The 22,840-nt window shown below is 65.6% G+C and carries 22 protein-coding genes; 10 read left to right on the top strand and 12 right to left on the bottom strand.

Going from position 1 to position 22,840, the window contains the following annotated elements; translation table 11 throughout:
* A partial coding sequence (locus tag P1X14_RS06945; protein WP_277314598.1) for a hypothetical protein occupies nt 1–757 on the top strand: 757 nt, incomplete at its 5' end.
* Between the two features lie 96 nt (nt 758–853).
* Here the strand turns inward: P1X14_RS06945 and P1X14_RS06940 are convergent.
* Complete coding sequence (locus tag P1X14_RS06940; RefSeq protein WP_277314597.1) at nt 854–1,168, bottom strand: hypothetical protein; 315 nt, start codon at nt 1,166–1,168, stop codon at nt 854–856.
* Nucleotides 1,165–1,395, bottom strand: coding sequence for a hypothetical protein (locus P1X14_RS06935; protein WP_277314596.1), 231 nt, complete (start codon nt 1,393–1,395; stop codon nt 1,165–1,167). Before P1X14_RS06935 ends, P1X14_RS06940 begins: the two co-directional genes overlap by 4 nt.
* A 43-nt stretch (nt 1,396–1,438) precedes the next feature.
* Here P1X14_RS06935 and P1X14_RS06930 point away from each other — a divergent pair, with 43 nt between their 5' ends.
* Entirely contained in the window at nt 1,439–2,062 is a 624-nt protein-coding gene (locus tag P1X14_RS06930; protein WP_277314595.1) for a S24 family peptidase, read from the top strand.
* Here P1X14_RS06930 and P1X14_RS06925 read toward each other — a convergent pair.
* Nucleotides 2,059–2,238 (bottom strand): hypothetical protein, encoded by a 180-nt coding sequence (locus P1X14_RS06925; protein WP_277314594.1) that lies wholly within the window; start codon nt 2,236–2,238, stop codon nt 2,059–2,061. The two genes, P1X14_RS06930 and P1X14_RS06925, sit on opposite strands and share 4 nt — an antisense overlap.
* Before the next feature lie 190 nt (nt 2,239–2,428).
* On the opposite strand from P1X14_RS06925, the gene P1X14_RS06920 reads away from it, so the two are divergent.
* The 3 genes from P1X14_RS06920 (at nt 2,429) to P1X14_RS06910 (ending at nt 5,561) form a co-directional block, all read left to right on the top strand.
* The gene (locus P1X14_RS06920) at nt 2,429–2,644 is read left to right on the top strand and encodes a hypothetical protein (RefSeq protein ID WP_277314593.1); all 216 of its coding nucleotides are present in this window, start codon (nt 2,429–2,431) and stop codon (nt 2,642–2,644) included.
* 143 nt (nt 2,645–2,787) lie between these two features.
* Nucleotides 2,788–4,557 (top strand): SLC13 family permease, encoded by a 1,770-nt coding sequence (locus P1X14_RS06915; protein WP_277314592.1) that lies wholly within the window; start codon nt 2,788–2,790, stop codon nt 4,555–4,557.
* Nucleotides 4,558–4,586: 29 nt separating this feature from the next.
* The gene (locus tag P1X14_RS06910) at nt 4,587–5,561 is read left to right on the top strand and encodes a quinone oxidoreductase (protein WP_277314591.1); all 975 of its coding nucleotides are present in this window, start codon (nt 4,587–4,589) and stop codon (nt 5,559–5,561) included.
* Nucleotides 5,562–5,596: 35 nt separating this feature from the next.
* On the opposite strand, the gene P1X14_RS06905 is transcribed toward P1X14_RS06910, so the two are convergent.
* From P1X14_RS06905 to P1X14_RS06880, 6 genes are all read right to left on the bottom strand, one after another.
* Nucleotides 5,597–6,043 carry a hemerythrin domain-containing protein gene (locus P1X14_RS06905; protein ID WP_277314590.1) on the bottom strand — a complete coding sequence of 149 codons (447 nt, stop codon included), beginning with the start codon at nt 6,041–6,043 and terminating at the stop codon, nt 5,597–5,599.
* Between the two features lie 46 nt (nt 6,044–6,089).
* Nucleotides 6,090–7,514, bottom strand: coding sequence for an aldehyde dehydrogenase family protein (locus P1X14_RS06900; protein WP_277314589.1), 1,425 nt, complete (start codon nt 7,512–7,514; stop codon nt 6,090–6,092).
* A 217-nt stretch (nt 7,515–7,731) separates the two neighbouring features.
* Nucleotides 7,732–9,030: a M20/M25/M40 family metallo-hydrolase gene (locus tag P1X14_RS06895; protein ID WP_277314588.1), complete on the bottom strand. Its 1,299-nt coding sequence runs from the start codon at nt 9,028–9,030 to the stop codon at nt 7,732–7,734.
* 42 nt (nt 9,031–9,072) lie between these two features.
* On the bottom strand, nt 9,073–10,587 hold the full coding sequence (locus P1X14_RS06890) for a PQQ-dependent sugar dehydrogenase (RefSeq protein ID WP_277314587.1): 1,515 nt from the start codon (nt 10,585–10,587) through the stop codon (nt 9,073–9,075).
* Nucleotides 10,588–10,675: 88 nt separating this feature from the next.
* Complete coding sequence (locus P1X14_RS06885; RefSeq protein WP_277314586.1) at nt 10,676–11,731, bottom strand: phytase; 1,056 nt, start codon at nt 11,729–11,731, stop codon at nt 10,676–10,678.
* A gap of 5 nt (nt 11,732–11,736) precedes the next feature.
* Complete coding sequence (locus tag P1X14_RS06880) at nt 11,737–14,073, bottom strand: TonB-dependent receptor (RefSeq protein WP_277314585.1); 2,337 nt, start codon at nt 14,071–14,073, stop codon at nt 11,737–11,739.
* A gap of 255 nt (nt 14,074–14,328) precedes the next feature.
* Here P1X14_RS06880 and P1X14_RS06875 point away from each other — a divergent pair, with 255 nt between their 5' ends.
* On the top strand, nt 14,329–16,881 hold the full coding sequence (locus P1X14_RS06875; RefSeq protein ID WP_277314584.1) for a TonB-dependent receptor: 2,553 nt from the start codon (nt 14,329–14,331) through the stop codon (nt 16,879–16,881).
* Between the two features lie 189 nt (nt 16,882–17,070).
* On the opposite strand, the gene glnA is transcribed toward P1X14_RS06875, so the two are convergent.
* Together glnA and P1X14_RS06865 are read right to left on the bottom strand one after the other, a co-directional pair.
* On the bottom strand, nt 17,071–18,483 hold the full coding sequence (gene glnA / locus P1X14_RS06870) for a type I glutamate--ammonia ligase (RefSeq protein ID WP_277314583.1): 1,413 nt from the start codon (nt 18,481–18,483) through the stop codon (nt 17,071–17,073).
* A 102-nt stretch (nt 18,484–18,585) separates the two neighbouring features.
* A complete protein-coding gene (locus P1X14_RS06865; protein WP_169555415.1) occupies nt 18,586–18,924 on the bottom strand; it encodes a P-II family nitrogen regulator in 339 nt (112 codons plus the stop codon).
* A gap of 286 nt (nt 18,925–19,210) precedes the next feature.
* Between P1X14_RS06865 and P1X14_RS06860 the strand changes: the two genes are divergently transcribed.
* The 3 genes from P1X14_RS06860 (at nt 19,211) to P1X14_RS06850 (ending at nt 21,094) form a co-directional block, all read left to right on the top strand.
* A complete protein-coding gene (locus tag P1X14_RS06860) occupies nt 19,211–19,633 on the top strand; it encodes a hypothetical protein (protein WP_277314582.1) in 423 nt (140 codons plus the stop codon).
* Between the two features lie 11 nt (nt 19,634–19,644).
* The gene (locus tag P1X14_RS06855) at nt 19,645–20,460 is read left to right on the top strand and encodes a ferredoxin--NADP reductase (RefSeq protein ID WP_277314581.1); all 816 of its coding nucleotides are present in this window, start codon (nt 19,645–19,647) and stop codon (nt 20,458–20,460) included.
* Between the two features lie 199 nt (nt 20,461–20,659).
* Nucleotides 20,660–21,094 (top strand): DUF1842 domain-containing protein, encoded by a 435-nt coding sequence (locus P1X14_RS06850; RefSeq protein ID WP_277314579.1) that lies wholly within the window; start codon nt 20,660–20,662, stop codon nt 21,092–21,094.
* Nucleotides 21,095–21,176: 82 nt separating this feature from the next.
* On the opposite strand, the gene map is transcribed toward P1X14_RS06850, so the two are convergent.
* Nucleotides 21,177–22,001, bottom strand: coding sequence for a type I methionyl aminopeptidase (gene map, locus P1X14_RS06845; RefSeq protein ID WP_277314578.1), 825 nt, complete (start codon nt 21,999–22,001; stop codon nt 21,177–21,179).
* 52 nt (nt 22,002–22,053) lie between these two features.
* On the opposite strand from map, the gene P1X14_RS06840 reads away from it, so the two are divergent.
* Nucleotides 22,054–22,812 carry a molybdopterin-binding protein gene (locus P1X14_RS06840; RefSeq protein WP_277314577.1) on the top strand — a complete coding sequence of 253 codons (759 nt, stop codon included), beginning with the start codon at nt 22,054–22,056 and terminating at the stop codon, nt 22,810–22,812.
* Nucleotides 22,813–22,840: the final 28 nt, after the last annotated feature.

The raw sequence follows: 22,840 nt of genomic DNA, 5'->3' as shown, positions 1-22,840 counted from the left end.
CTGGTTCGCCTGTTTCCTGATGTTCGGCAGCCGCACGCTGTCGTTCGGCCGGGCCGCGCCGGTCAGCGCCGAAGCGGTGCCGACTCCGGTACTGCGCCGCGCCGATGCGCATCCCGACGCGCCTGCCCGCGCGCCGTTGCTGGCGACTCGCGACCTGGGCGTGCCGTTCCTCGAAATCACCGCGAAGCCGAAAAAGACCGAACCGGAAATTCGTACTGCTGCTGCGGAACGTGACGAACATCGCCTGGCCGAGCCGCTGTTCGTGACGCCGGAGCCGGTTGCGATCGAACCCGAGCCTGAGCCTATCGTGGCGGATGCCGCACCTGCCGAGCCGCTGCCGCTGGTCGAACAGGACCTGCCGCTCGACCTGGAGCAGCCGCTGGCGGCGTTCGATCCCGAAGCGATCCTCGATACGCCGATGCCCGCTCCCGAAGCGCCGCTGCCGCTGAAGCGCAAGCGACCTGCGGTGTTCGACGAGACCGAGCGGTTCGAGATCTTCGAGCTGACCCCGCCGATCCGCCCGCGCCCCGCGCCGCCGCCGAGCCTGCGCCCGGCACCGCGCCCTCAGCCTCAGGTTCAGGACGAGGCCATCGCCACCCCGCGCACCGACGCCACGATCCATGCATTGCTGGAGCGGCTGGAAAAGGGCGTGGTGAAGAAGGGGCTGGCGAGTGGTGTAGATACCTCGCCGCGCGAGCAGGAGCGCGGGCTGGAGGATGCGCTGGTCACGCTGCGTAATCTGGCGCGTCGGGCCTGATCAGGTTCCTCGTGCTCCGGCGAAGGCCGGAGCGCTGGCCGCTTAGGCTGCGATTGCCAAGGCTCCGGCCTTCGCCGGAGCACAATATCCCAGATCCTAGCGTTTCTCGAGCGTCAACGCCTCGAGTTCTACCGTCATCGCGTCGCCGTCGCGGCGGATGCGCTCCACCACCAGATCGGCGACCAGATGGCCGCGCAGGTCGAACTCCGCTTCGGGCAGGGTGGCGAGCCATGCGTCGAGCGCATCACCGGCGGAACAGCATAGCGTGATCCGGTGGCGCATGCCGGTGAAGGTGGCGCTGGCCCAGCGGACTGAATCCGAGGCGGTGATCCGGACAGCGCAACCCGCGGCTTCGGCTCCCGCGGTCAGCGCGCGGGCGAGCAGGGTCAGGGCATCGGGGCCGCGGCTCATTGCGAGATACTCCGTTCGGCAAGGAAGCTCTCGATCCGCCGGACCATGCGCGGTCCCGGCTCGCGGCCATTGCGCAGATCGCGGACGAGTCGCGGATCGTTGACCGCCATGCGGCCGAAGCGTGTCTCGGGCATGCCGCTATCTTTCAGGAATATCTGTATTTTTCTCAGGACCGCCACCGACTCGCTCCTCTCGATTCGCGATTGATGGACTTGTTTTGTTCTCATAATCCAACTTGTCTAGGAGTTATCCTACGACTATGGATCATTCATGGACGCGCACGCACAGCGAGTGGCCATCGCGGCGGCGATCGAGGCTTCGGGAAAGAGCTGCGCGCAGCTCTCGCGCCTGATCGGGCGCAACGCGGCTTATGTTCAGCAGTATCTGAAGCGCGGACTCCCGGGTGAACTGGCGGAACCGGACCGGGCGAAGATCGCGCGGTTCCTAGGTATCGCGGAGAATGCGTTCGGGGTTTTGCCCAGACGCGAGACGGCCGAAGTGCCGCGGCTCGATATCGGTGCGTCTGCCGGACCGGGCGGGCTGGTCGAAGACGAAGCGCAGTTGCGCGCCGGGCTGTTCGATGCGGGCATGCTGCGCGGGCTGGGCGTGCGGGCCGAGGCGGCGTCGATGGTGCGGGTGGCGGGCGACTCGATGGAGCCGGTGCTGCACGATGGCGACGAGATACTGGTCGACCGCGACCGGCGGACGCCGGGTGCGCGCGATGCGATGTTCGTACTGCGGATCGACGGCGTGGTGATGGTCAAGCGGCTCCGCGCGCTGGGGCGGGAGATCGAGGTTGTCAGCGAGAACGCCGCCTATCCGCCGCGGATCGTGGCGGCGGGTGCGGTGGAAGTGATCGGGCGGGTGGTTTGGCTGGGGCGGGTGGTGCTTTAGCGCTGCCGGTCGATCAGCCAGAGCGCGGTCGCGGCGACCAGGCCACCGGCAAGACCGGCGAGGAAGCCGATCGTCACCTGGTTCGCGAAGGCGCCGCCGATCACACCGATGAAGATGCCCGAAGCGATCAGGAAGCCGCCGGCCATGGGCGTGCGCGAAGGGGTGGGACTGGTCATGGCGTCCCTGTGCCATGTCCCGCGGCGAGACGCCACTGTCCCGGCATGGGGCGGGCGATACGGGCGCGGAGCGGATGGTTACCGGCTTTTCACCCTCGTCACCCGCGCAAAAGCTGAGAAGCGCCGAAGCTGGCACGCGCCTTGAGTATATCGCGCGCATGACGGGCGCCCCCGCGCCGCTGGAGATTTCATGGACGAGCTACCCCCCTATCTCGCCGATGCCGGGCAGGTCGCGGATGCGGCCGAACTGATCCTGATGTTCGGCGAGGAAGCCGGCTTCGAAGCGGCGTCGCGCGCCGATCGCAGCCGGGGCCTGGGGAACACCATCCATTACTGCCGCTGGCGGCAGATCGAACGGCTGGTGATGCTGATGTCTGCCGAAGAGGCTGTCGGCACCGTCCACTGATTTTCGAGATCCACGGCTCCGCGCGAGCGGGGGGTCCCGCCTCTTCTCGTCCCCCCAGGAAGGAGAGGCGGGATTCCTGCGCGGGCATGACGGAGCCGAAACGGCTCTCATGAGTTTGGCGTCTCGATGAAAGTCGAGGCCGCGTGACGCTCCCCCAGATCCTGTCGGTCTCCGTGCTTGCGGGCATGATGCTGCTCTTCGTGTGGGGGCGGCTGCGCTACGATCTGGTCGCGGTGATCGCGCTGTTGGCCGCGCTGGCCGTGGGCGTGGTGAAGCCCAAGGAGGCGTTCAGCGGCTTTTCCGACGACATCGTGATCATCGTGGCGTCGGCGCTGGTGCTGTCCGGCGCGGTGCAGCGATCGGGTGTGATCGACCGGGCGATGCAGGCGATCCAGGGGCGGGGGACGAAGATCCGCTCGCAACTGACCTTGCTGACCGCGAGCGTCGCGTTCGCCTCCGCACTGGTGAAGAATATCGGTGCGCTGGCGATGATGATGCCGGTGGCGTTGCAGATGGCGAAGAAGTCCAACACCGGTCCGGCGGTGTTCCTGATGCCGATGGCGTTCGCCTCGCTGCTGGGCGGGCTGATCACGCTGGTCGGCACATCGCCCAACATCATCGTCAGCCGCGTGCGCGAGGAGATGACCGGCCAGCCCTTCGGCATGTTCGACTATGCGCCGGTCGGGCTGACGCTGACGGTGATCGGGCTGGTGTTCCTGCGCTTCGGCTACCGGTTGCTGCCGCGCGACCGGCGGGCGCAGGCGACGCTGGGCGAGGCGCTGGATATCCAGGACTATGTGACCGAAGCCGAAGTGACCGAGGGATCGGCGGCGGACGGCGAGACGGTGGAGGCGTTCGAGGCGCGGCACGAGCAGGACGTGGCGGTGACCGCGATCCTGCGCGCAGGCATCCGCAGCATGCCGCATCCGCAGACGCCGCTGCGTGACGGCGACGTGCTGATCCTTGCCGGGGCGCCCGATGCGCTGGAGCGGGTGATCGCCAGCGACGGGCTGGCGCTGGAAGGGCTGCACCGCGACGTGCCCGAAGGGGTTAGCGGCGAGATCGGCGTGATCGAAGCGGTGATCGGCAATGAAAGCCCGCTGATCGGCCGCACCGCGATCCAGATCGGGCTGCACGAACAGTTCGGCATCAATCTGATCGCGGTCTCCCGCCATGGCGCGCGGCTGGCGCGGCGGGTGGGCAATATCGAGCTGCATTCGGGCGATGTGATCGTGCTGCAGGGGCCGATGGCGCTGATCTTCGAGCAGCTAAGTGGTCTTGGCTGCTTGCCGCTGGCGCAGCGGAAATTGCGGCTGGGGAGCGTGCGCAAGGGGTTGCTGCCGATCGCGATCCTGGCGGTGGCGATGGCGGCGACGGCGAGCGGCTATGTGCCGGTGGCGGTGGCGTTCTTCGCCGCGGCGGCGCTGGTCGTATTGAGCGGCGCGCTGCCGTTGCGCGAAGCCTATGAGCATGTGGAATGGCCGATCCTGGTGATGCTGGGCGCACTGATCCCGGTTAGCGACAGCTTGCGTACCACCGGCACGACCGACCTGATCGGCGAGTGGCTGTCGAGCTTTGCCGCGGTGCTGCCGCCATGGGGGGCGGTGGCGCTGATCCTGGCGGCGGCGATGGCGGTGACGCCGTTCCTCAACAACGCCGCGACCGTGCTGGTGATGGCGCCGATCGCGGCGACCTTCGCCAGCGATCTGGGCTACCGGCCAGAAGCGTTCCTGATGGCGACCGCGGTGGGCGCGGGATGCGATTTCCTCACGCCCATCGGGCACCAGTGCAACACGCTGGTGATGAGCGCGGGCGGCTATCGCTTCGGCGATTATGCGCGGCTGGGGGCGCCGCTTTCTGTGCTGGTACTGGTGCTGGGAACGCCGTTGATCCTGTGGGTGTGGCCGGTCTAACTGCCGGGGCAGTTTCAGGGAGTAGCAGCATGGCGCGGATGGCACGGATCGAGCGGACCGGGGGTCCCGACGTGATCGAGATCGTGGATGTCGATCTGCCGCCGCCCGCGGCTGGCGAAGTCTGCGTGCGGGTGACCGCGATCGGGGTGAACTTCATCGATACCTATTTCCGCTCGGGCCTGTATCCGCTGGCGCTGCCGACCGGGCTGGGCAGCGAGTGCGCGGGCGTGGTCGAGGCGCTGGGCGAGGGCGTGACCGCGCTGGCGGTGGGCGACCGGGTCGCCACCTACGGTCCGGCACAGGGGGCCTATGCGACCGAGCGCAATCTGGCGGCGGCGTCGCTGTTCAAGCTGCCGGACTGGCTCGATGACGAGACTGCGGCCGCGGTGATGCTGAAGGGCTGCACCGCCGAGTTCCTGGCCGAGCGTTGCGCGAAGGTGCAGGCGGGGCAGACGGTGCTGGTGCATGCGGCCGCAGGGGGTGTCGGGCAGTTGCTGTGCGGCTGGCTGAAGGCGCTGGGCGCGACGGTGATCGGGACGGTGGGCAGCGAAGCCAAGGCGGAAGCGGCCCGGGCTGCGGGCGCGGATCACGTCATCCTTCACAAGAGCGAGGACATCGCGGCGCGGGTGCGCGAGATCACCGGCGGGGCGGGCGTGCCGGTGGTGTTCGACGGCGTGGGCGGATCGACCTGGGAAGCATCGCTGGCGTCGGCCGCGCGGCGCGGGTTGATCGTGAGCTATGGCAATGCCGGCGGGCCGGTGGAGGGCGTGAAGCTGGCGATCCTCAACCAGCATGGCTCGCTGTTCGTCACGAGGCCCAAACTCTACGATTATTATGTGACGCCGGAGGAGCGCGAGGCTGGCGTGGCGCGGCTGTTCGAGATGGTTCGTAGCGGCGCGGTGAAGGTCGAGATCGGGCAGCGCTGGCGGCTCGATCAAGCGGCGGATGTGCATCGCGCGCTGGAGGCGGGCGAGACGGTTGGGGCTACGGTGCTGGTGCCTTGACCACGAATCCTCCCCCGCGAAGGGGAGGATATTCTTCAGCCCGTCTGGCGCAGCGCGATCACGCCGATGCGCAGGGCCATGGCGTAGAGCAACTCGTTCTCGGCGGCGACGCGGCGGGCGAGGCGGTGAATCATCGCATGGGCGTCGTGGCGGAAATTCTGCCAGTCGGCCTCGATGCACTCGGCATTCCATTCGGCGAGGAACAGGCCCCAGTCGTGGCGCAGTTCGGCGAAATCGTCGATGAACTTCTGCGCCACCGCCGGGCCATCGGCGTCGCTGCCAGCGAGCATGCGCGAATAGATGAAGCTGTCCTCATGCGCGAGATGCGCGGACAGTTCGGACGAGAGGTCGCTGAGCGCGAGCGTCACCGCCGCGAGATCGGGCACGCCGTCTTCGGTGAGGACAAGCAGCCGGGCAAGCGCGTGATCGATCCGCGCGTGCTCGGCGATGAGTTGTTCATAGCTGACCGGGGGCAGGTTCATCCCGCCCCCGTAACGCAGCCAGGGTTAGCCGATCGGTAGCGCGGGCTTACGCATTTACCCCTACGAGCGACTTCACTTCCATGAACTCGACCAGGCCGAACTTGCCATGCTCGCGGCCATTGCCCGACTGTTTGTAGCCGCCGAAGGGCAGGTCCGGATTGGGCTGGCCGCCATTCACATAGACCATGCCGGCGCGCAGCCGCGGGGCGACGCGGCGGACCGCCTCGGGTGAGCCGAACACCACCGCGGACAGGCCATATTCGGTGTCGTTGGCGATGCGCACGGCATCTTCCTCGGTGTCGTAGGGGATGATCGTGACCACCGGACCGAAGATCTCCTCGCGGGCGATGGTCATCTCGTTGGTGACGCCCGAGAACAGCGTCGGCTTCACGAAATAGCCGGTCTCGATGCCGTCGGGACGGCCGGGACCGCCGGTCTCCAGCGTCGCGCCTTCCTCCATGCCCTTGGCGATCAGGCCCTGCACCTTTTCCCACTGGGTCTTGTTGACCAAGGGACCGAGATGCGCACCTTCCTGCGACGGATCGCCGGTCTGGGTGGCTTTCATCGCTTCGGCAGCAATCGCCGCGATCTCGGCCTGACGCTCGCGTGGGACGAGCAGGCGGGTGGGCGAGATGCAGCTCTGGCCCGAGTTCATCAGCACCGAACGCAGCGTGCCCTGAACGGCGCGCGCGCCGTCGGCGCCTTCGAGGACGAGGCTCGGCGACTTGCCGCCCAGTTCCTGATGGACGCGCTTGACCGTGTCCGCGGCGTTCTTCGCGACGAGGATGCCGGCGCGGGTCGAGCCGGTGAAGCTGACCATGTCGACGCCCTTATGGGTCGACAGCGCGGTGCCGACGCCGGGGCCGTCGCCATTGACGAGGTTGAAGACGCCCGCAGGCACGCCGGCGGCGTCGAGTACCTCGGCGAAGATGATCGCGTTGGTCGGTGCTTCCTCGCTGGGCTTGAGGACCATGGTGCAGCCCGCGGCGAGGGCAGGGGCGACCTTCGACACGATCTGGTTGAGCGGCCAGTTCCACGGCGTGATCATCGCGACGACGCCGATCGGCTCGTGCACGACTTCGGAATTGCCGATGGTCTCGCTGAGTTCGAATTCCTTGAGCGCCTTGGCGGCGGACATCAGATGGCCGATGCCCGAACCGACCTGCGCGGTCTTGGCCAGGCTCATCGGTGCACCCATTTCGAGGCTGATCGCTTCGGCCATGTCGCCGGTGCGCTTCTTGTATTCCTCGAGCACGCGTTCGATCAGCGCGACGCGTTCCTCGACGCTGGTGCGCGAAAAGGCCTCGAATGCGCGGCGGGCAGCGGTGACCGCCTTGTCGACATCGGCAGCGGTGCCGAGCGTGATCTCGGTCGTCGCTTCCTCGGTGGCGGGATTGATGACGGCGTGCGTCTTGCCGCCTTCGCTGTCGACCCAGGCGCCGTCGATATAGTGCTTCAGGTAGCTGCGCATCCCACTCTCCGATTGATTCGAGCTTTCGGTACGGAGCGTTAGATGGCGACTTGCGTTGCGGGTTGCAACCTAGGTCTGGCTCGCAAATCCTCCCCCGCCAGGGGGAGGTGTCAGCGCAGCTGACGGAGGGGGAGGTAAGCGCCTCACTCTGTGCAGTGAGTCCTCCCCCTCCGTCGCCTTCGGCGCCACCTCCCCCTGGCGGGGGAGGATTGGGGAGTCAGCGCTTTTCCGCCGCCAGTCTCGTCATCAGGATCGCGGCGCGCTTTGCCTGCAGGCTGATGCTGGGGATGTCGAGCCACTCGCCTTCGGCATGGCTGTTGCCACCCCACGGGCCCATGCCGGCAATGGTGTCGGCCAGCGCGGCGACGAAGCTGGAGTCTGCCGCACCGCGCTTGGCGGGGTCGTATTCGGGCATTTCGGGCAGACCGAGGCTCTTGTTCACGCCGTTCAGCCGGGCGAGCAGCGCGCGGTTCCCCTCGGTCGGGGCCATCGGCGGGTAGCCGGCATCGACGACGAAGGTGGCGCTGGTGCCGGGCAGGTTCTGGCCTGCGATCTCGAGCATCTTCGCGCGGGCGCGGGCATCCTGTTCGGGGGTGAGGCTGCGCAGGTCGCCGCGGGCGATCGCGGTTTCGGGGACGATGTTGGTCTTGCCCGATCCGGTGATGGTGAGCAGCGCCGCGTCGATGCTGGCGGGGGTGCCGCCGCCGACGACACTGACATTATAGGTCAGGTTCGGCTCGACCACTTCGCGGCGCCAGGTGTCGAGGATGCGGGCCAGTTCATAGATCGCGCCATAGCCCAGCTCCTTGCCGAACACGGTGCTGGAGTGGCCGGTCTTGCCCTTTACCGTGAGCATCCAGTTGGACGAGCTGCGACGGGCGACGGTGCCGTAATCCGTGCCCCCTTCGCGCGCGAGGCTCTCGAATTCGAGCGCGACATCGGCCCATTCGCCGGCCTCGATCAGGTCCTTGCGCGCGACATCGACGGGCGCGCCGATGCGTTCCTCGTCGCCGGTCAGCACCACGACGATATCGGCGTTCTTCAGCGTGCCCGCGGCCTGCATGCCGCGAAGGGCCGCGAGGATCACCGCGATGCCGCCCTTGTCGTCGACCACGCCCGGGCCGATCGCGCGATCGCCTTCGCGCTTCCAGCTCTGGAAGGGCGAGGAGGGTTCGAACACCGTGTCGAGATGACCGATCAGCAGCATCCGCTTGCCGCGGCCATTGCCCTTGTGCGTGGCGATCAGATGGCCCGAACGGCCGGTGCTGGTCATATCCGACCAGCGGACGGTGAAGCCCAGCGCCTCGAATTCGGGGACGAGCAGGTCATGGACCTGGCGCACGCCCGCGGGGTTCAGCGTGCCGCTGTTGATGACCGTCATCTTCTCCAGCACGCCGAGCGTGCGCTCGGCTTCGGCATCGATGGTGGCGACGATTCTGCTCTCGGACTTCGAAAGCTGGGCAGAGGCGGGGACGGCGATCAGCATCGCGAGGGCGCTCAGGAGGAGGTGCTTCATGGCGGCAGGCTAGGCCCGGGAAGCGGCGGGGGCAATGCCGCCCTAGTTCACGAGCACCCTGAAGATTTCGCCGTCCAGATCGATCAGGTAGAGATATCCCGAATTATCCCTGCCGAACGAAACCAGCTGATCGATGGTGCCGACATCGGGGGTGAAATCGGCGTTGCGGCGCTCGTAACTGCCGGCGGGGAACAGGCTGCCCTGGACCAGCGAGGCTGCCGGGACCGTCCAGATATTGCCGCTGACGAAATCGCCGAAGACGTACAGGCCCGGCAGCACCGGACTCGTCGCCGTGAAGGCATAGCCACCGATGATCGACGCGCCCTGGGTGGGACCCGTGCCGTGTCCATATTGCGATACCGGCGCAGTCAGGCCCGCCGGGGCGGTGCCACGATATGGCTGGGTGCCTTCGAGAAACGGCCAGCCGAAGTTCAGGCCCGGCTGGTCCGGACGAACGACGTTGATCTCCTCGATCGCGCCCTGGCCGACATCGCCGATATAGAGGCGCCCATCGAGCGCGAAGGAATTGCGGAACGGGTTCCTGAGGCCCAGCGCAAAGACATAGGGATCGCCGCCGCCGCCGATATAGGGATTGCCGGGCGCCGGGGTCACGCTCGCGATTCCCTCGTTCATGCGCAGGATCTTGCCGAGCCGCGAATTGGGATTCTGGGCATTGTTGCCCGGATCGCCCGTGCCGCCGCCATCGCCAGTCGCGGCATAGAGATAGCCGTCCGGACCGAAAGCGATCCAGCCGCCATTGTGATTGTTGAAGCCGGGATGCGGGATGCTCAGCACCACTGTGTAGGGCAGGGTGCCGATCGTATAGAGGCGGATCTCGATCGTGCCGTCAGGAGCGGTGCAATAGACATAGGCCTGGCGCGTCAGGAGGAAATTGGGACGCGGCGCGATGCCGAGCAGCCCGCGCTCTCCATCGGTGGAGATATTGCCGATCGTCGTTTCCAGCGTCTTGGTGCCGGTGGTCGGATCGAGATACCATACCCCGCCGCCCTTCTCGATCACGAGGACGCGTGGATCGCCATTGACCGGGGCGACAAAGACCGGCTGGTTGAAGCCGGTGCCGACGCGGCGGACCTGAATGCCTTCGCGGCTGTTGGTGACGTTGATCGAAACGTCGCGCGTGGCACTGAGCGCGCCGTCGCTGACGCGGAGCTGGACGTCGTAGACATTGTCCGCACCGGCATCGGTGGGCGCTTCGAAATTGGGCGCGGGATTGAAGCTGAGTGCGCCCGCAGTGGTGATGGTGAACCGCGCCGCATCGGGGCCGCCGGCGATGGAGAAGGTCAGCGGATCGCCATTGGGATCGGTCGCGGTTGCCTGATAGGCGGCGGCGACGTTCTCGAGGACGGTTGCGTTGGCGGCCGAAGTGAAGACCGGGGCGGCGTTCGCCGGCGTCGGGGTCGGTGTGCTGCCGCCGCTACCGCCACTGCTGCACGCGGCGGCGAGGGGGAGCAGGGGGAGGGCGATGAAGGCGCGCATGATGTAATGCGCGTAACGCGGTGATTTTTCGGAAGTTCCACTGCAAGCCGATGCGGTCATTACAATAGCCTCCCCAATTTCACTCAGGTCGCAAAGAAAAGGCCGGAGCGATGCCCCGGCCCTTGTCTTTATTCCAGTGAAGCCAGACTTAGTCCAGCTTCAGCGCCGCGCGGATATCGTCCCAGGCGACCAGCTTGAAATTCTGGGCACTGGGCGGGTTGATGCCATCCTGTGCGATGAACAGGCCGCCTGGATAGTCGGGACCGAAATCGCCGACGATCAGTTCGATGCCGTCGGTCTCTTCGGTGCCGCCCAGGCCGTTGCCGGGCATGATGCGGAAGCGGCCGACATAGCTGTCGTCGCTGAGGCGATAGACCGCATAGGCATTGTCGCCCTGGCTGGAGACCAGCAGATAGCCGCCATTGTCCGGGCCGATCTCGGCCAGCGCGACGCCTTCGGTATCGGCGACGATCTGATAGCCGTCCGCGCTGGCGAGCTTGATCGCTTCGGTGCTGCCGGTTGCGCGTGCATCGAAGCGCCACATGCCGACATCTTCCTCGGCGACGTAGAGCCGGTGAGTGCGCTCGTCGACGACACAGCCTTCCGACTGGGTGCCGAGCTTCATCGTGCGGACGATCTTGCCCGAAGGCGCGGCGCCGGTCAGGTCGAGTTCGACCTGATTGATCGTGCCGTCCTTGATGACGTTGAACGCGGTGAGCTTGTCGCCTTCACGATACAGGCAGACGCCATAGGCTTCGCCGGTGCCGACCGGCACATGGCCGAGCAGAGTGAGCTTGCGCGTGGCGGGATCGAGGCGGAACAGGGCGAGCTTGGGGTTCACCTTGTCGTTGCGGTCGCTCGCCGCGACGATGATCCCGGCGGCGCCCATGTCGCGCAGGTCGACATTGTTGACGCGGCCGGCGTCGAGGAACGACTGGATCTCGCCCTTGAGGTTATAGACGTACAGCCCGGCCTTCTTGTCGGTCGCTACGATCAGGCTGGCGGCCGGATCGGCCGCGTTGCGCCAGATGGCGGGATCGTCGGCTGCGTCCGCATTGCCGGTGCCGACCGGCTTGGTCTCGCCGCGAGGCTGAACCGAGGCGGTGGGCGCCTTCGAGAAGGCGGGGCGGGCTTCCTGGGCCGAGCAGCCTGCCACCCCGAGGGGCAGCAGGCCGAACAGCAGCGATGCACTGAGCTTGTTCATCATCATCAGAACGCGAGGCGTGCCATGACCTGGAACACCGGTCCAGCGCGTTCGGTTTCGATTTCATACTCGTCGAAGCTGCGCGACTGCTGGTCGCCGAAGGTGGTGAACTTGTTGAACACTTCGTCCTTCGAGCCGTCGAGCAGGTTCGAGCCGACCGCGCGGATGGTGAAGCTGTTGCCGAAACGCTTTTCGACGAACACTTCGAGGTCCGCGCCGTAGTTGGTGGTCACTTCCTCGCCGATGGTGCGGTCGTACGCGCCGCCCTGCTTGCGATAGGTAACGCCGAATGCGCCGCCGACGCTGGGCAGGTTCTGGATGAAGCCGACGTTGAAGACGTACTTCGACTGGCCGTTGAAGCGGCGCGAGCCGAGCGCATCGTCGATGTCGCTCTCGAGATACGAGAAGTTGCCGAACACGCCGGTGTTGCGCAGGCCGATGAAGCGCAGGTCGGTCGAGAGATCGAACTCGACGCCATAGACCTGGCCGTCGCCGGTGTTGCGCGGCTGGTACACGAAGGTGCCGGCGCCTTCCGAACCCGTCACACCGGTGTTGGCCAGCTCGATCAGGTCGGTGACGTTGCGGTAGAAGAAGTTGATGCCGACCACGCCGGTGCTGCCGATGCGATGCTCGTAACCAACGTCTGCGCCCCATGCGCTTTCCGGACGGAGCGCCGGGTTGCCCTGCAGATCGTTGTCACCCAGCTCGGCCAGAAGCGTGATCGGGGTGAGGTAATCGAGGCGCGGGCGGCGCACGGTGCGGGCGCCCGACACGGTGATGCGATCCGACGGAGTCAGCTCGATCTTGGCCGAAGCCGAGGGGAGCAGGATGCCATAGTCGCGGTCGGCAGTGCCGGTGCTGGTGACGCTGGTATGCTCGTAGCGGAGACCCGCTTCCCAAGAGATGACGCCGTTCTTGCCCTCGACCAGCGCGAAGCCGTCGCGGCGGTTTTCCTTGACGATGTCGAGGCCACCGGTCGGCGGCAGCAGGAAGGTCGGCGTCGTCAGGAACGAGGTCGGGTTCTGGGTGAACTGGTTCCAGGTGGTGCGCAGCGGATTGGTCAGGTTGAAACGCTGACGTGCGGTGCGCAGGTCGATGTCGTGCGTCTTGTCCTGCACGAAGCCGCCGAAGACCACGTCCAGACCCTCGCCCAGATCGATCTCGTGATCGAGGCTGACCGAGAATTCGGTGTCAGCGACGCGGGTGAGCGTCAGGTCGCCGGTGAAGCGCGGCGTGGCGCGATCGAAATCGATCTCGTTCTCGGTTTCCTTCTGATTGTCCGAGAAGGCAGCATAACCGATCTTCAGCGTGGTCTCACCGGCACCCCAGTTCTGCTTGATCTTGCCGTTGATGCTGTAGTTTTCCTGGTTGATGCGGTTCACGTTCGCATTGTCGGTCAGCAGACCGGCGGTGGCGCTGCTGGCACCCGGGACCGGGCCGAAATTGCCGGTCGCGCGGTTATATTCGAACGAGCGCTCGGTCTCGGTGCGGATCGTCTGCACGTAGAAGCCGCTCAGCTCGACCTTGGTGCCGCCGAACTCGATGCCATAGGTCGCGTTGAAGGCGTAATCGGTGCCGTCGCGGGTATCGGTCTGGTCTTCGCGGTTCACGAAGCTCGCGGTCGCGTAGTTCGGATTGTTCTCGGGCGAGTCGCTGTAGCGCAGGCTCGACTTGAGCTTCGGGTTGTAGCGGCCCTGGATGTTGCCGCCGATCAGCAGGCGGCCGCCGGCGAATTCACCGCCATAGACCACGCCGATGCTCGGCTTCACCTTGCCGTCGTCGAAGCGCAGGCCGCCGACGCGGATATAGCCGCCGTCGAGCTGATAGCCGTCACGCAGCACGATGTTGAGCGTGCCCGCCATCGCGTCGCCGGTGCGGCGTGCCGAGTTGGAGCGGACGATCTCGACGCGGCTGATCAGTTCGGCCGGGATGCGATCGAGGAAGAAGCTGCGGTCGGCGTTCGAGCCGGGGACCTTGTCGCCGTTGATCAGGATCTGGGTATAGCCCGGATCCATGCCGCGCAGGCGGGCGCCGTCGCTTTCGATCACGTCCGAGAGGAAGGTGACCGAGGGAACGCGCTTCAGCGCGTCACCGGCGGTCAGCGGCTCGAAGCGCTGGAAATAGTCGGTGTCGTAAACGAGCGTCGGGACGGTCGTTTCCGAACGGTTGCGGAAACCGATGGCGCCCTGAACGACGATCTCGTTTGAGGTTTGGATCGGGCCTTCCTCGGCGGCTTCTTCCTGAGTCGCGGGCGTGCTGGTCTGCGCCATCGCGGTGCTGGCAGTGCCGAGTGCGAGCGTGCTGATGCCCGCCGCGAGAATGAGCTTGAAAGTCTTGGTCATGACGCCCCCGTTTCGTTGGTTGAGGGGGCCTCTAGGGATGCTAGCTGACAGTTGGATGCGGTTTCGATGACTCCTCCGCGTACCTTTCATGACAGTTTTGCGGTGCCGCAAAATGGGTCGATTTTGCCACGGTTTGCGACTCCTTCTTCGAGTCACGCAATCTACGCTGCATCGCAACATTGCCGTCACGAACCCGGCGCAAGGCCCGTGGTCAAGGCGCGGGGAATGGCCCGTGCCGCGTAAAGGGGTCCAATCATGTCCGTTCGCATCGCGCTACTCGCGCTCGTCAGCCCGCTTGCCCTGATCGCCGCGCCCGCCGCCGCGCAGGAAGCCGCGCCCGAGGCGCCCGCCGCCGGAGAGGATAATGGCGAGATCGTCGTCACCGCGCAGCTGGTGCGCCAGACCGTCAACGAAGTGCCGTTCGCGCTGACCGCCTATACCGGCGACTTCCTCGACAATAACGGCATCACCGAATTCGACCGGCTGGGCCAGTTCGTCCCCGGTTTCGACGTGCAGAACCAGTCGCCGAACAATCCCGGCTTCGTGATGCGCGGCATCACTTCGGACTCGGGCAGCGCGTTCAACGAGCCGCGCGTCTCGGTCTTCCAGGACGGCGTGTCGATCTCGAAGTCGCGCGGCTCCTATGTCGAGCTGTTCGACCTGGAGCGCGTCGAGATCGCCAAGGGGCCGCAATCGACCCTGTATGGCCGCGGCGCGCTGATCGGTGCGGTCAACCTGATCCAGGCCAAGGCGGACCCGAGCGGCGGATACGGCATGGTGCAGGGCACCTATGGCAATTTCGATTCGTGGCGGATCGACCAGACGGTGAACCTGCCGCTGACCGACACGCTGGCGATCCGCGTCGCATCGCGCATCCGCGAGCGCGGCGGCTATGTCGAGAATCTGCTGGGCGGCGACGATTATAACGGCATCAAGTCCGAGGCCGTCCGCGCATCGGTCCGCTGGGCGCCGGGCGCCTTCACCCTCGACGTGATCGGCAATTACCAGCACGACCGCGCGACCGGCACCTCGTTCAAGTCGACCGCATTCGTGCCGACCGATCCCACCACCGGCGCGGTGATCGGCGATACCGGCCGCAACTCTGGCGCGGCGCTGGTTGCCGGCGCGGGCTTCGAGGGCGGCAAGTCGCTGGGCCTCGATCGCGACGTGTGGGGCGTGACCGCGATCGCCAATTACGAACTCTCCGACACGCTCTCGATCAATGCGATCGGTTCGTATCGTGAGTTCGCGGGCATCGAAGTGTTCGATCCGGACGGCATCTCGCTGCCGATCCTGACCGCGGCCGAGGATGCGCAGGGCGACCAGACCATGGCCACGCTGCGCCTGACCTATTCGAACGACCGCGTCACCGCGTTCGTCGGCGGCACCTATTATCGCGAGAGCGGTCTGCAGCGCACCCCGCTGCAGTTCGACGAGCGGCTGGCGCTGGCGCGTCTGGTCGACGCCCAGGTGCCGGGCGTGCTCGCCGGTGGCGGGCTGATCCCGGGCCGTCCGGCGAATGTGCCGGCACCGTTCAGCGTGCTGACCAACCCCGCCTTCACCGGCAGCCTGTTGCGCGCCTCGCTCGGTTCGGCCGCGGCGCTGCTGCCGACCCCGGCAGCCAACGCGATCGCGGCGAATTTCGGTCCGGCCTATCGCGAAAGCTCGACCAACGATTCGAAGACCGAGAGCTTCGACCTGTTCGGCGACGCGACCTTCCATGTGACCGACCGGTTCGAAGTCGGCGCGGGCGTGCGCTATACCCATGACAGCAAGGAAACCGGCTTCGCCTCGTCGGTGACCAATGGCCGTTCGATGCTGGCGGCGTTCCAGTTTGCGGGCACGCTGCCCCCGGCAGCGATCCCCGGCTTCTTCACCCTGCTGGCGACGCCGGGTGCGGCGAACCTGCCGGTCTCGGCCAGCTTCCCGCTGTTCGCGCTGTTCACCCAGCCGACCGCGGGCAATGGCGGCCGCGTGGCGCAGACGCTGACCGATAGCGGTTTCACCTGGCGTGCGATCGCCCGGTACGAGTTCAGCCCGCAGGTGAGCGTCTATGCCAATTATGCCCGGGGACGCCGCCCGGAAGTGTTGAGCGTCACCGGCCCCTCGGTGCCGTTCGGCGCGCCGCGCTTCAGCCTGCTGCCGTCGGAAACGGTCGACAGCTTCGAAGTGGGTACTAAGACCGTGCTGGCGAACCGCACCCTGTTCCTCGACGGGTCGGTCTTCTATTACCGCTACAGCAACTTCCAGACGATCGAGCAGCAGGGGTTGAGCTTCGTCGTCGTGAATGCAGGCAAGGCCGAAAGCTATGGCTTCGAAGGCCAGTTCCGCTGGAACCCGGCGAACTGGGTGAGCCTGTACGGCACCTATGCCTATAACCACAGCCGCTTCGCCAGCGGTGCGCGCGACGGCAACCGGTTCCGCCTGTCGCCGGATCACAGCGCCTCGCTGGGCGCGCGCTTCAGCGTGGATGCGGGTCCGGTTGTGCTGGACCTGACGCCGAGCCTGATGTGGCAGAGCAAGGTGTTCTTCGACGACGACAACGACCTGCCGGCGCTGCAGGTGAACAACCTGATCGCCGACACGGTGCAGGACGAATATCAGGACAGCTATGTGCTGGGCGACGTCCGCTTCGGCATCGAGACGCCGAACGGGCGCTGGCGGATCGAAGGCTTCGTCACCAACGTGTTCGACCGCAAGTTCATCAAGGATGCGGGCAACACCGGCGACGGCCTGGGCCTGCCGACCTTCATCGCGGGCGAGCCGCGCATGTATGGCGCTTCGCTGCGGTTGAAGATTGGGAAGTGAGGTAATCCTCCCCCGTAGGGGGAGGTGGCGCCGAAGGCAGCGGAGGGGGAGGATTCCCAGCAAGTGTTGTGGAATCCTCCCCCTCCGTCAGCTGCGCTGACACCTCCCCCTGGCGGGGGAGGATAAAACAAAGAAAAGGGCGCCCGGACAAGCTCCGGGCGCCCTTCTTGTTTTGGGTGAGCCGGTGGCTCAGCCCGAATAGTACATGTCGTATTCGACCGGGCTCGGGGTCATCTCCCAGCGGGCGACGTCCTGATACTTGATCTCGATATAGCTCTCGATCTGGTCCTTGGTGAACACGTCGCCCTTGAGCAGGAAGTCCATGTCCTTCTCGAGCGATTCGAGAGCTTCGCGGAGCGAGGCGCAGACGGTGGGGACTTCGGCTAGCTCGGCCGGCGGCAGGTCGTACAGGTTCTTGTCCATCGGCTCGCCCGGATGGATGCGGTTCTGGATGCCGTCCAGGCCGGCCATCAGCAGCGCTGCGTAGCAGAGATACGGATTGGCCAGCGCGTCCGGGAAGCGGAACTCGACGCGCTTCGCCTTGGTGCCCGCGCCGTACGGAATGCGGCACGATGCCGAGCGGTTGCGTGCCGAATAGGCGAGCAGCACCGGTGCTTCGTAACCCGGGACCAGGCGCTTGTAGCTGTTGGTCGACGGATTGGTGAAGGCGTTGAGCGCCTTGGCGTGCTTGATCACGCCGCCGATGAAGTAGAGGCACATGTCCGACAGGCCGGCATAGCCGTTGCCGGCGAAGAGCGGCGTGCCCTTATCCCAGATCGAGATATGGGTGTGCATGCCCGAGCCGTTATCTTCCTTGATCGGCTTCGGCATGAAGGTCGCGGTCTTGCCATAGGCCTGAGCGACCTGATGCACGACATACTTGTAGATCTGCATGCGGTCTGCGGTCTGCACCAGCGTCCCGAAGGTCAGGCCGAGCTCATGCTGCGCCGCGGCGACTTCGTGGTGATGCTTGTCGCAGGGCAGGCCCATTTCGAGCATGGTCGAAACCATCTCGCCGCGGATGTCGACGGCCGAATCGACCGGTGCGACGGGGAAATAGCCGCCCTTGGCGCGCGGACGGTGGCCGAGGTTGCCGCCTTCATATTCCTTGCCGGTGTTGCCCGGCAGCTCGATGTCGTCGATCGCGTAATACGAGGTCGAGTAGCTGTTCTCGAAGCGGACATCGTCGAACATGAAGAATTCGGCTTCGGGGCCGACATAGACGGTGTCGCCGATGCCGAGCGACTGGAGATAGGCCTCCGAACGCTTGGCGGTCGAGCGCGGGTCGCGCGAATAGAGCTCGCCGGTCGAGGGCTCGACGATGTCGCACACCAGGATCAGCATCGGGGTGGCCGAGAACGGATCGATCCACACCGCGTCCAGATCCGGCTTCAGGATCATGTCGGACTCGTTGATCGCCTTCCAGCCTTCGATCGACGAACCGTCGAACATCAGGCCGTCGGTCAGCTCGTCCTCGCCCATGACCTTCGAAACCATGGTCAGGTGCTGCCACTTGCCCTTGGGATCGGTGAACCGCAGATCGACCCATTCGATCTCGTTGTCCTTGATCATCTTCAGAACGTCATTGGCCGAATTCGCCATTGGGAACCCCTTTCGCTCTCTTTCGTGAACCCGACGAATCGGGCAATTAAATTACGTTTGCGCGTTGCAGCATCGGACGGATGCTGCGTCGCGTCAATTTCGTTAGATGGCGTTCTCGTTACGCTCGCCGGTGCGGATGCGCAGCGCGGTCTCCACGGGCATCACGAAGATCTTGCCGTCGCCGATCCGGCCGGTCTGCGCTGCTGCTGCAACCGCTTCGACCACGCGCTCGGCAAGCGCGTCCTCGACCACGACTTCGAGCTTCACCTTGGGCAGGAAGTCGACGACATATTCGGCACCGCGATAGAGTTCGGTGTGCCCCTTCTGGCGGCCAAAGCCCTTGGCTTCGGTCACGGTGATTCCCGAAACGCCGACTTCGTGCAGCGCCTCCTTCACTTCATCGAGCTTGAACGGCTTGATGATCGCTTCGATCTTTTTCACGCCTGTTATCCTTCATGCGTTTCGGTGAGGAATGCCTCATCTCCTGCCGCGCGTTTTGCATCAAGCGTGCCAATGCGGCTTTCGAGAGAAAGTGCCGATCGAGCGGCCTGCAATCATTAACAAATGCCTACTTATTGGGCAGCGGGCCAAACCTTGCCCGATGATGGAGCAGGCGAAGCCGCGATCCCGAGCCGATCGCAAGATTCGCGAAATCGCGCGTTGACGCGTCCATCCGAATCTAGCTAATGCGAGTCAGTCGCAATAACGCGTGACTCGGAGATGGCCCATGTACCGCTTCCTCGACCGGACCATAACCGACCTTGCGCCGGGCGAGCAGATGATCGCGTGGTCGATGCGCAGCTGGGTCGCCGCGATGGGGATGCAGCGTTGCCCCTGCGCGGCACTGGGGCCTTCGTTTCAGCGCTGGCGGGTGGCGGAATTGCTGCCCGACTTCAACATGGCGATGTTCCTGCTCAATACCGAAGGCGAGGGGCCGCTGCGCTTCGGATCGCCCGGTTGCGCGCGCATCCACGACGACGAGGCGATGCTGCTCGCTTTGTTCCATGCCGCCGCCGACAATGACTATCGCCTGGTCCAGCGGCTCGCGGCTCAGGTCGTGAAGCCCGAGGCACTTTCTCCCTTCATCGTGGCGATCGGCCAGTCTTCCGACGTGCTCCGCCGCACCCCCGTTCCGCGCACCCGCAACTGAGATCGCTACCCATGACATTGCACACGCGCCCGCCGGCGCTGCTTCCCGAACATGCCAGTTTCTTCACCAGCGGGGTCCGGTGGGTCCGCCACTGGAACGAGCATCTGTTCAGCTTCGCGATCGAACGGCCGGCGAGCTTCCGCTTCCGCTCGGGCGAGTTCGTGATGATCGGGCTGCTGAACGGCGAGAAGCCGCTGATGCGCGCCTATTCGATTGCGAGCCCCGCCTGGTCCGACGAACTGGAGTTCCTGTCGATCAAGGTGCCGGACGGGCCGCTGACCTCGAAGCTGCAGATGATCCGGCCCGACGATCACCTCTATCTGGGCCGCAAGCCGACCGGCACTCTGGTGTCCGACGCGCTGTTGCCGGGCAAAAGGCTGTTCCTGCTGGGCACCGGCACAGGCCTTGCGCCGTTCCTGAGCGTGGCGCGCGATCCTGAAATCTATGACCGGTTTGCGCAGGTGATCATGGTGCACAGCGTGCGCCGGGTCAGCGACCTGGCCTATGCCGACGAACTGACCGCGCAACTGGCCAGCGATCCGCTGGTGCAGGAACAGGCGCTGCTGCAATTCCATTATGTGCCCACCGTCACCCGCGAGCCGTTCCGCACCGGTGGCCGAATCCAGGCGCTGGCGGAGGATGGCACACTGTTCCGCCATCCCGTGCTGGGGCCGCAGGATTTCGATGCCGAGCATGACCGGATCATGTTGTGCGGATCGATGGACATGATCCGCGACTTCGCAGCGATGCTGGCGGCGAAAGGATTCATCGAAGGATCGAACGCCGCGCCGGGTCACTTCGTGATCGAGCGGGCATTCGTGGGATAAGGCTTTCCGCATTTCCCAGATCGTTAAATAGTTATTCGGCAATTCATCAGTATTTCGTTCGACAATGGGCGATATGCGATGTCGAATCTATACAATGACTATTGACGCCATCTTGGTTGTGTCTCGTTGACTCCAAGATGACTCCATGGATTCCTGAAGATACGGGCGCGACTCGACTTAAATCTTCAGGAGAGATCAAATGACGGAACCTGTCGGATATTATCTGGTCAACCTGCTGGTCGAACAGCAGGGACCTGTCGGCGCGCCGGCGCTGCACCTTCAGCTCGGCGTGAATGCAGTGACCGGGCAGATCATGGGATCGGGCGAGATCACCCAGGCGCTGCCGCCGCCTTATGGCCAGACCCATTTGCCGCAGGTCACCGGCAGCATCTTCCATACCGGTTTCGGTCAGGACACGATGCTGGTGCATCTGAGCGGGCAATATGTCGTGTCGGTGCCGCCGCCCGCGATCGGCAGCTATCTGGCGCAGTTCAGCGCGGCGCTGGCAGTCGACAAGGCGTGGAACGGCAAGGGCAGCTTCTCCTACGCCAATCACAATGTGACCGGATGCGAAGTGACCAATGAGTCGCCGGCGGCGGTGAGCAACGAGCAGACGCTGATCGCGACCGCGTGATCGCGTCGCGCGGCGAGCGGACGCCCCCGGACACCTCCCCCGCTCGCCGCGCACCCATTTGGAGCGCGGATCGCTTCAGCCGTCAGTAGGGCGGCTGGTGCAGGCCCTTGGGGCTGGCGGTGAAGATCTCGCAGCCGGTCTCGGTGATGCCGATCGAATGTTCGAACTGGGCCGAGAGCGAGCGATCGCGGGTCACCGCGGTCCAGCCATCGTCGAGCAGCTTCACGTCGGCACGGCCGATATTGATCATCGGCTCGATGGTGAAGAACATGCCCGGCTTGAGCATCGGGCCGGTCTTCGGACGGCCGACATGGACGACCTCGGGCGCGTCATGGAAGATCTGGCCGAGGCCATGGCCACAGAAGTCGCGGACCACGCCATAGCGATGCTTTTCGGCATGAACCTGGATCGCATGGCTGACGTCGCCGAGATAATTGCCGGGCTTCGCCTGTTCGATGCCGAGCATCAGGCATTCATAGGTGACGTCGACCAGACGGCGCGCCTTCAGCCCGACATCGCCGACCAGAAACATGCGGCTGGTGTCGCCGTGCCAGCCGCCCAGCATCGGGGTGACGTCGATATTGACGATGTCGCCGTCCTTCAGCGTGCGATCCGACGGGATGCCGTGGCACACGACATGGTTGATCGAGATGCAGCAGCTGTGGGTGTAGCCGCGATAGCCGAGCGTGGCGGGCACGCCGCCTGCGTCGAGCGTCATCTTGCGGACGATATCGTCGATCTCGGCCGTGGTGACGCCCGGCACGACATGCGGCGGCAGCGCGTCGAGGATCGTCGCGGCGAGCTGGCCCGCGGCGCGCATGCCCGCAAAACCCTCGGGCCCATGCAGCTTGATCGCGCCCGTGCGGGCGGTGGGGGTGTCGGCGGTGACGCTCACATACTCGGTCATGCGGGCGATATAGTCGTTTGCGCCGCGGTTTGCGAGTGAGTACGGCGCCACTATGGACGAGAGGATCTGGACAGCGGCGCTGGTTGTGATCGGGGACGAGATCCTCTCCGGCCGGACGCAGGACAAGAATATCGCGCAGCTTGCCACCTGGCTGAACGCGCAGGGCATCCGCCTGGCCGAGGTGCGGGTGGTGGCGGATGTGCAGCCGGCGATCGTCGAGGCGGTGAACCAGTTGCGCGCACGCAACGACTATCTGTTCACCACCGGCGGCATCGGGCCGACCCATGACGACATCACGGTGGATGCGATCGCGGCGGCGCTGGGCGTGCCGGTGGTCATCCATCCTCAGGCGCGGGCGGCGCTGGAACGCTATTACGCGACGCGCGGCGGGCTGAACGAAGCACGGCTGCGCATGGCGCGGGTGCCGGGCGGGGCCGATCTGATCCCCAATCGCATGTCCGGCGCGCCGGGCATCCGGGTGGACGACAATCTGTTCGTGCTGGCGGGAGTGCCGCATATCGCCGCGCAGATGCTCGACGCGCTGACCGGCGAGCTGGAAGGCGGCAGGCCGTTGCTGTCACGCACCGTGGGATGCTGGGTGCCGGAAAGCGAGATCGCCGATCTGCTGGGTGCGGTCGAGCGCGCGCATGAAGGCGTGGCGATCGGCAGCTATCCCTTTTTCCGTGAGGGACGCGTGGGCGCGAACTTCGTGATCCGCGCGACCGATCAGCTTGTGGTGGATGCTTGCGCCGAAGCACTGATCGCCGGGCTGAGCGAAGCCGGGCGCGAGGCAGTGGACGGCGGGATCTGAGGCCGCTGACCCTCTCCCCCTCAGGGGA

Origin of the sequence: Sphingomonas sp. AOB5 (assembly GCF_029433115.1) — a bacterium.
In the GTDB taxonomy this organism is placed as follows: Bacteria; Pseudomonadota; Alphaproteobacteria; order Sphingomonadales; family Sphingomonadaceae; genus Sphingomonas.
Note: the sequence above shows the minus strand (reverse complement) of the source record. Positions and strands in the feature narration are given on the sequence as shown.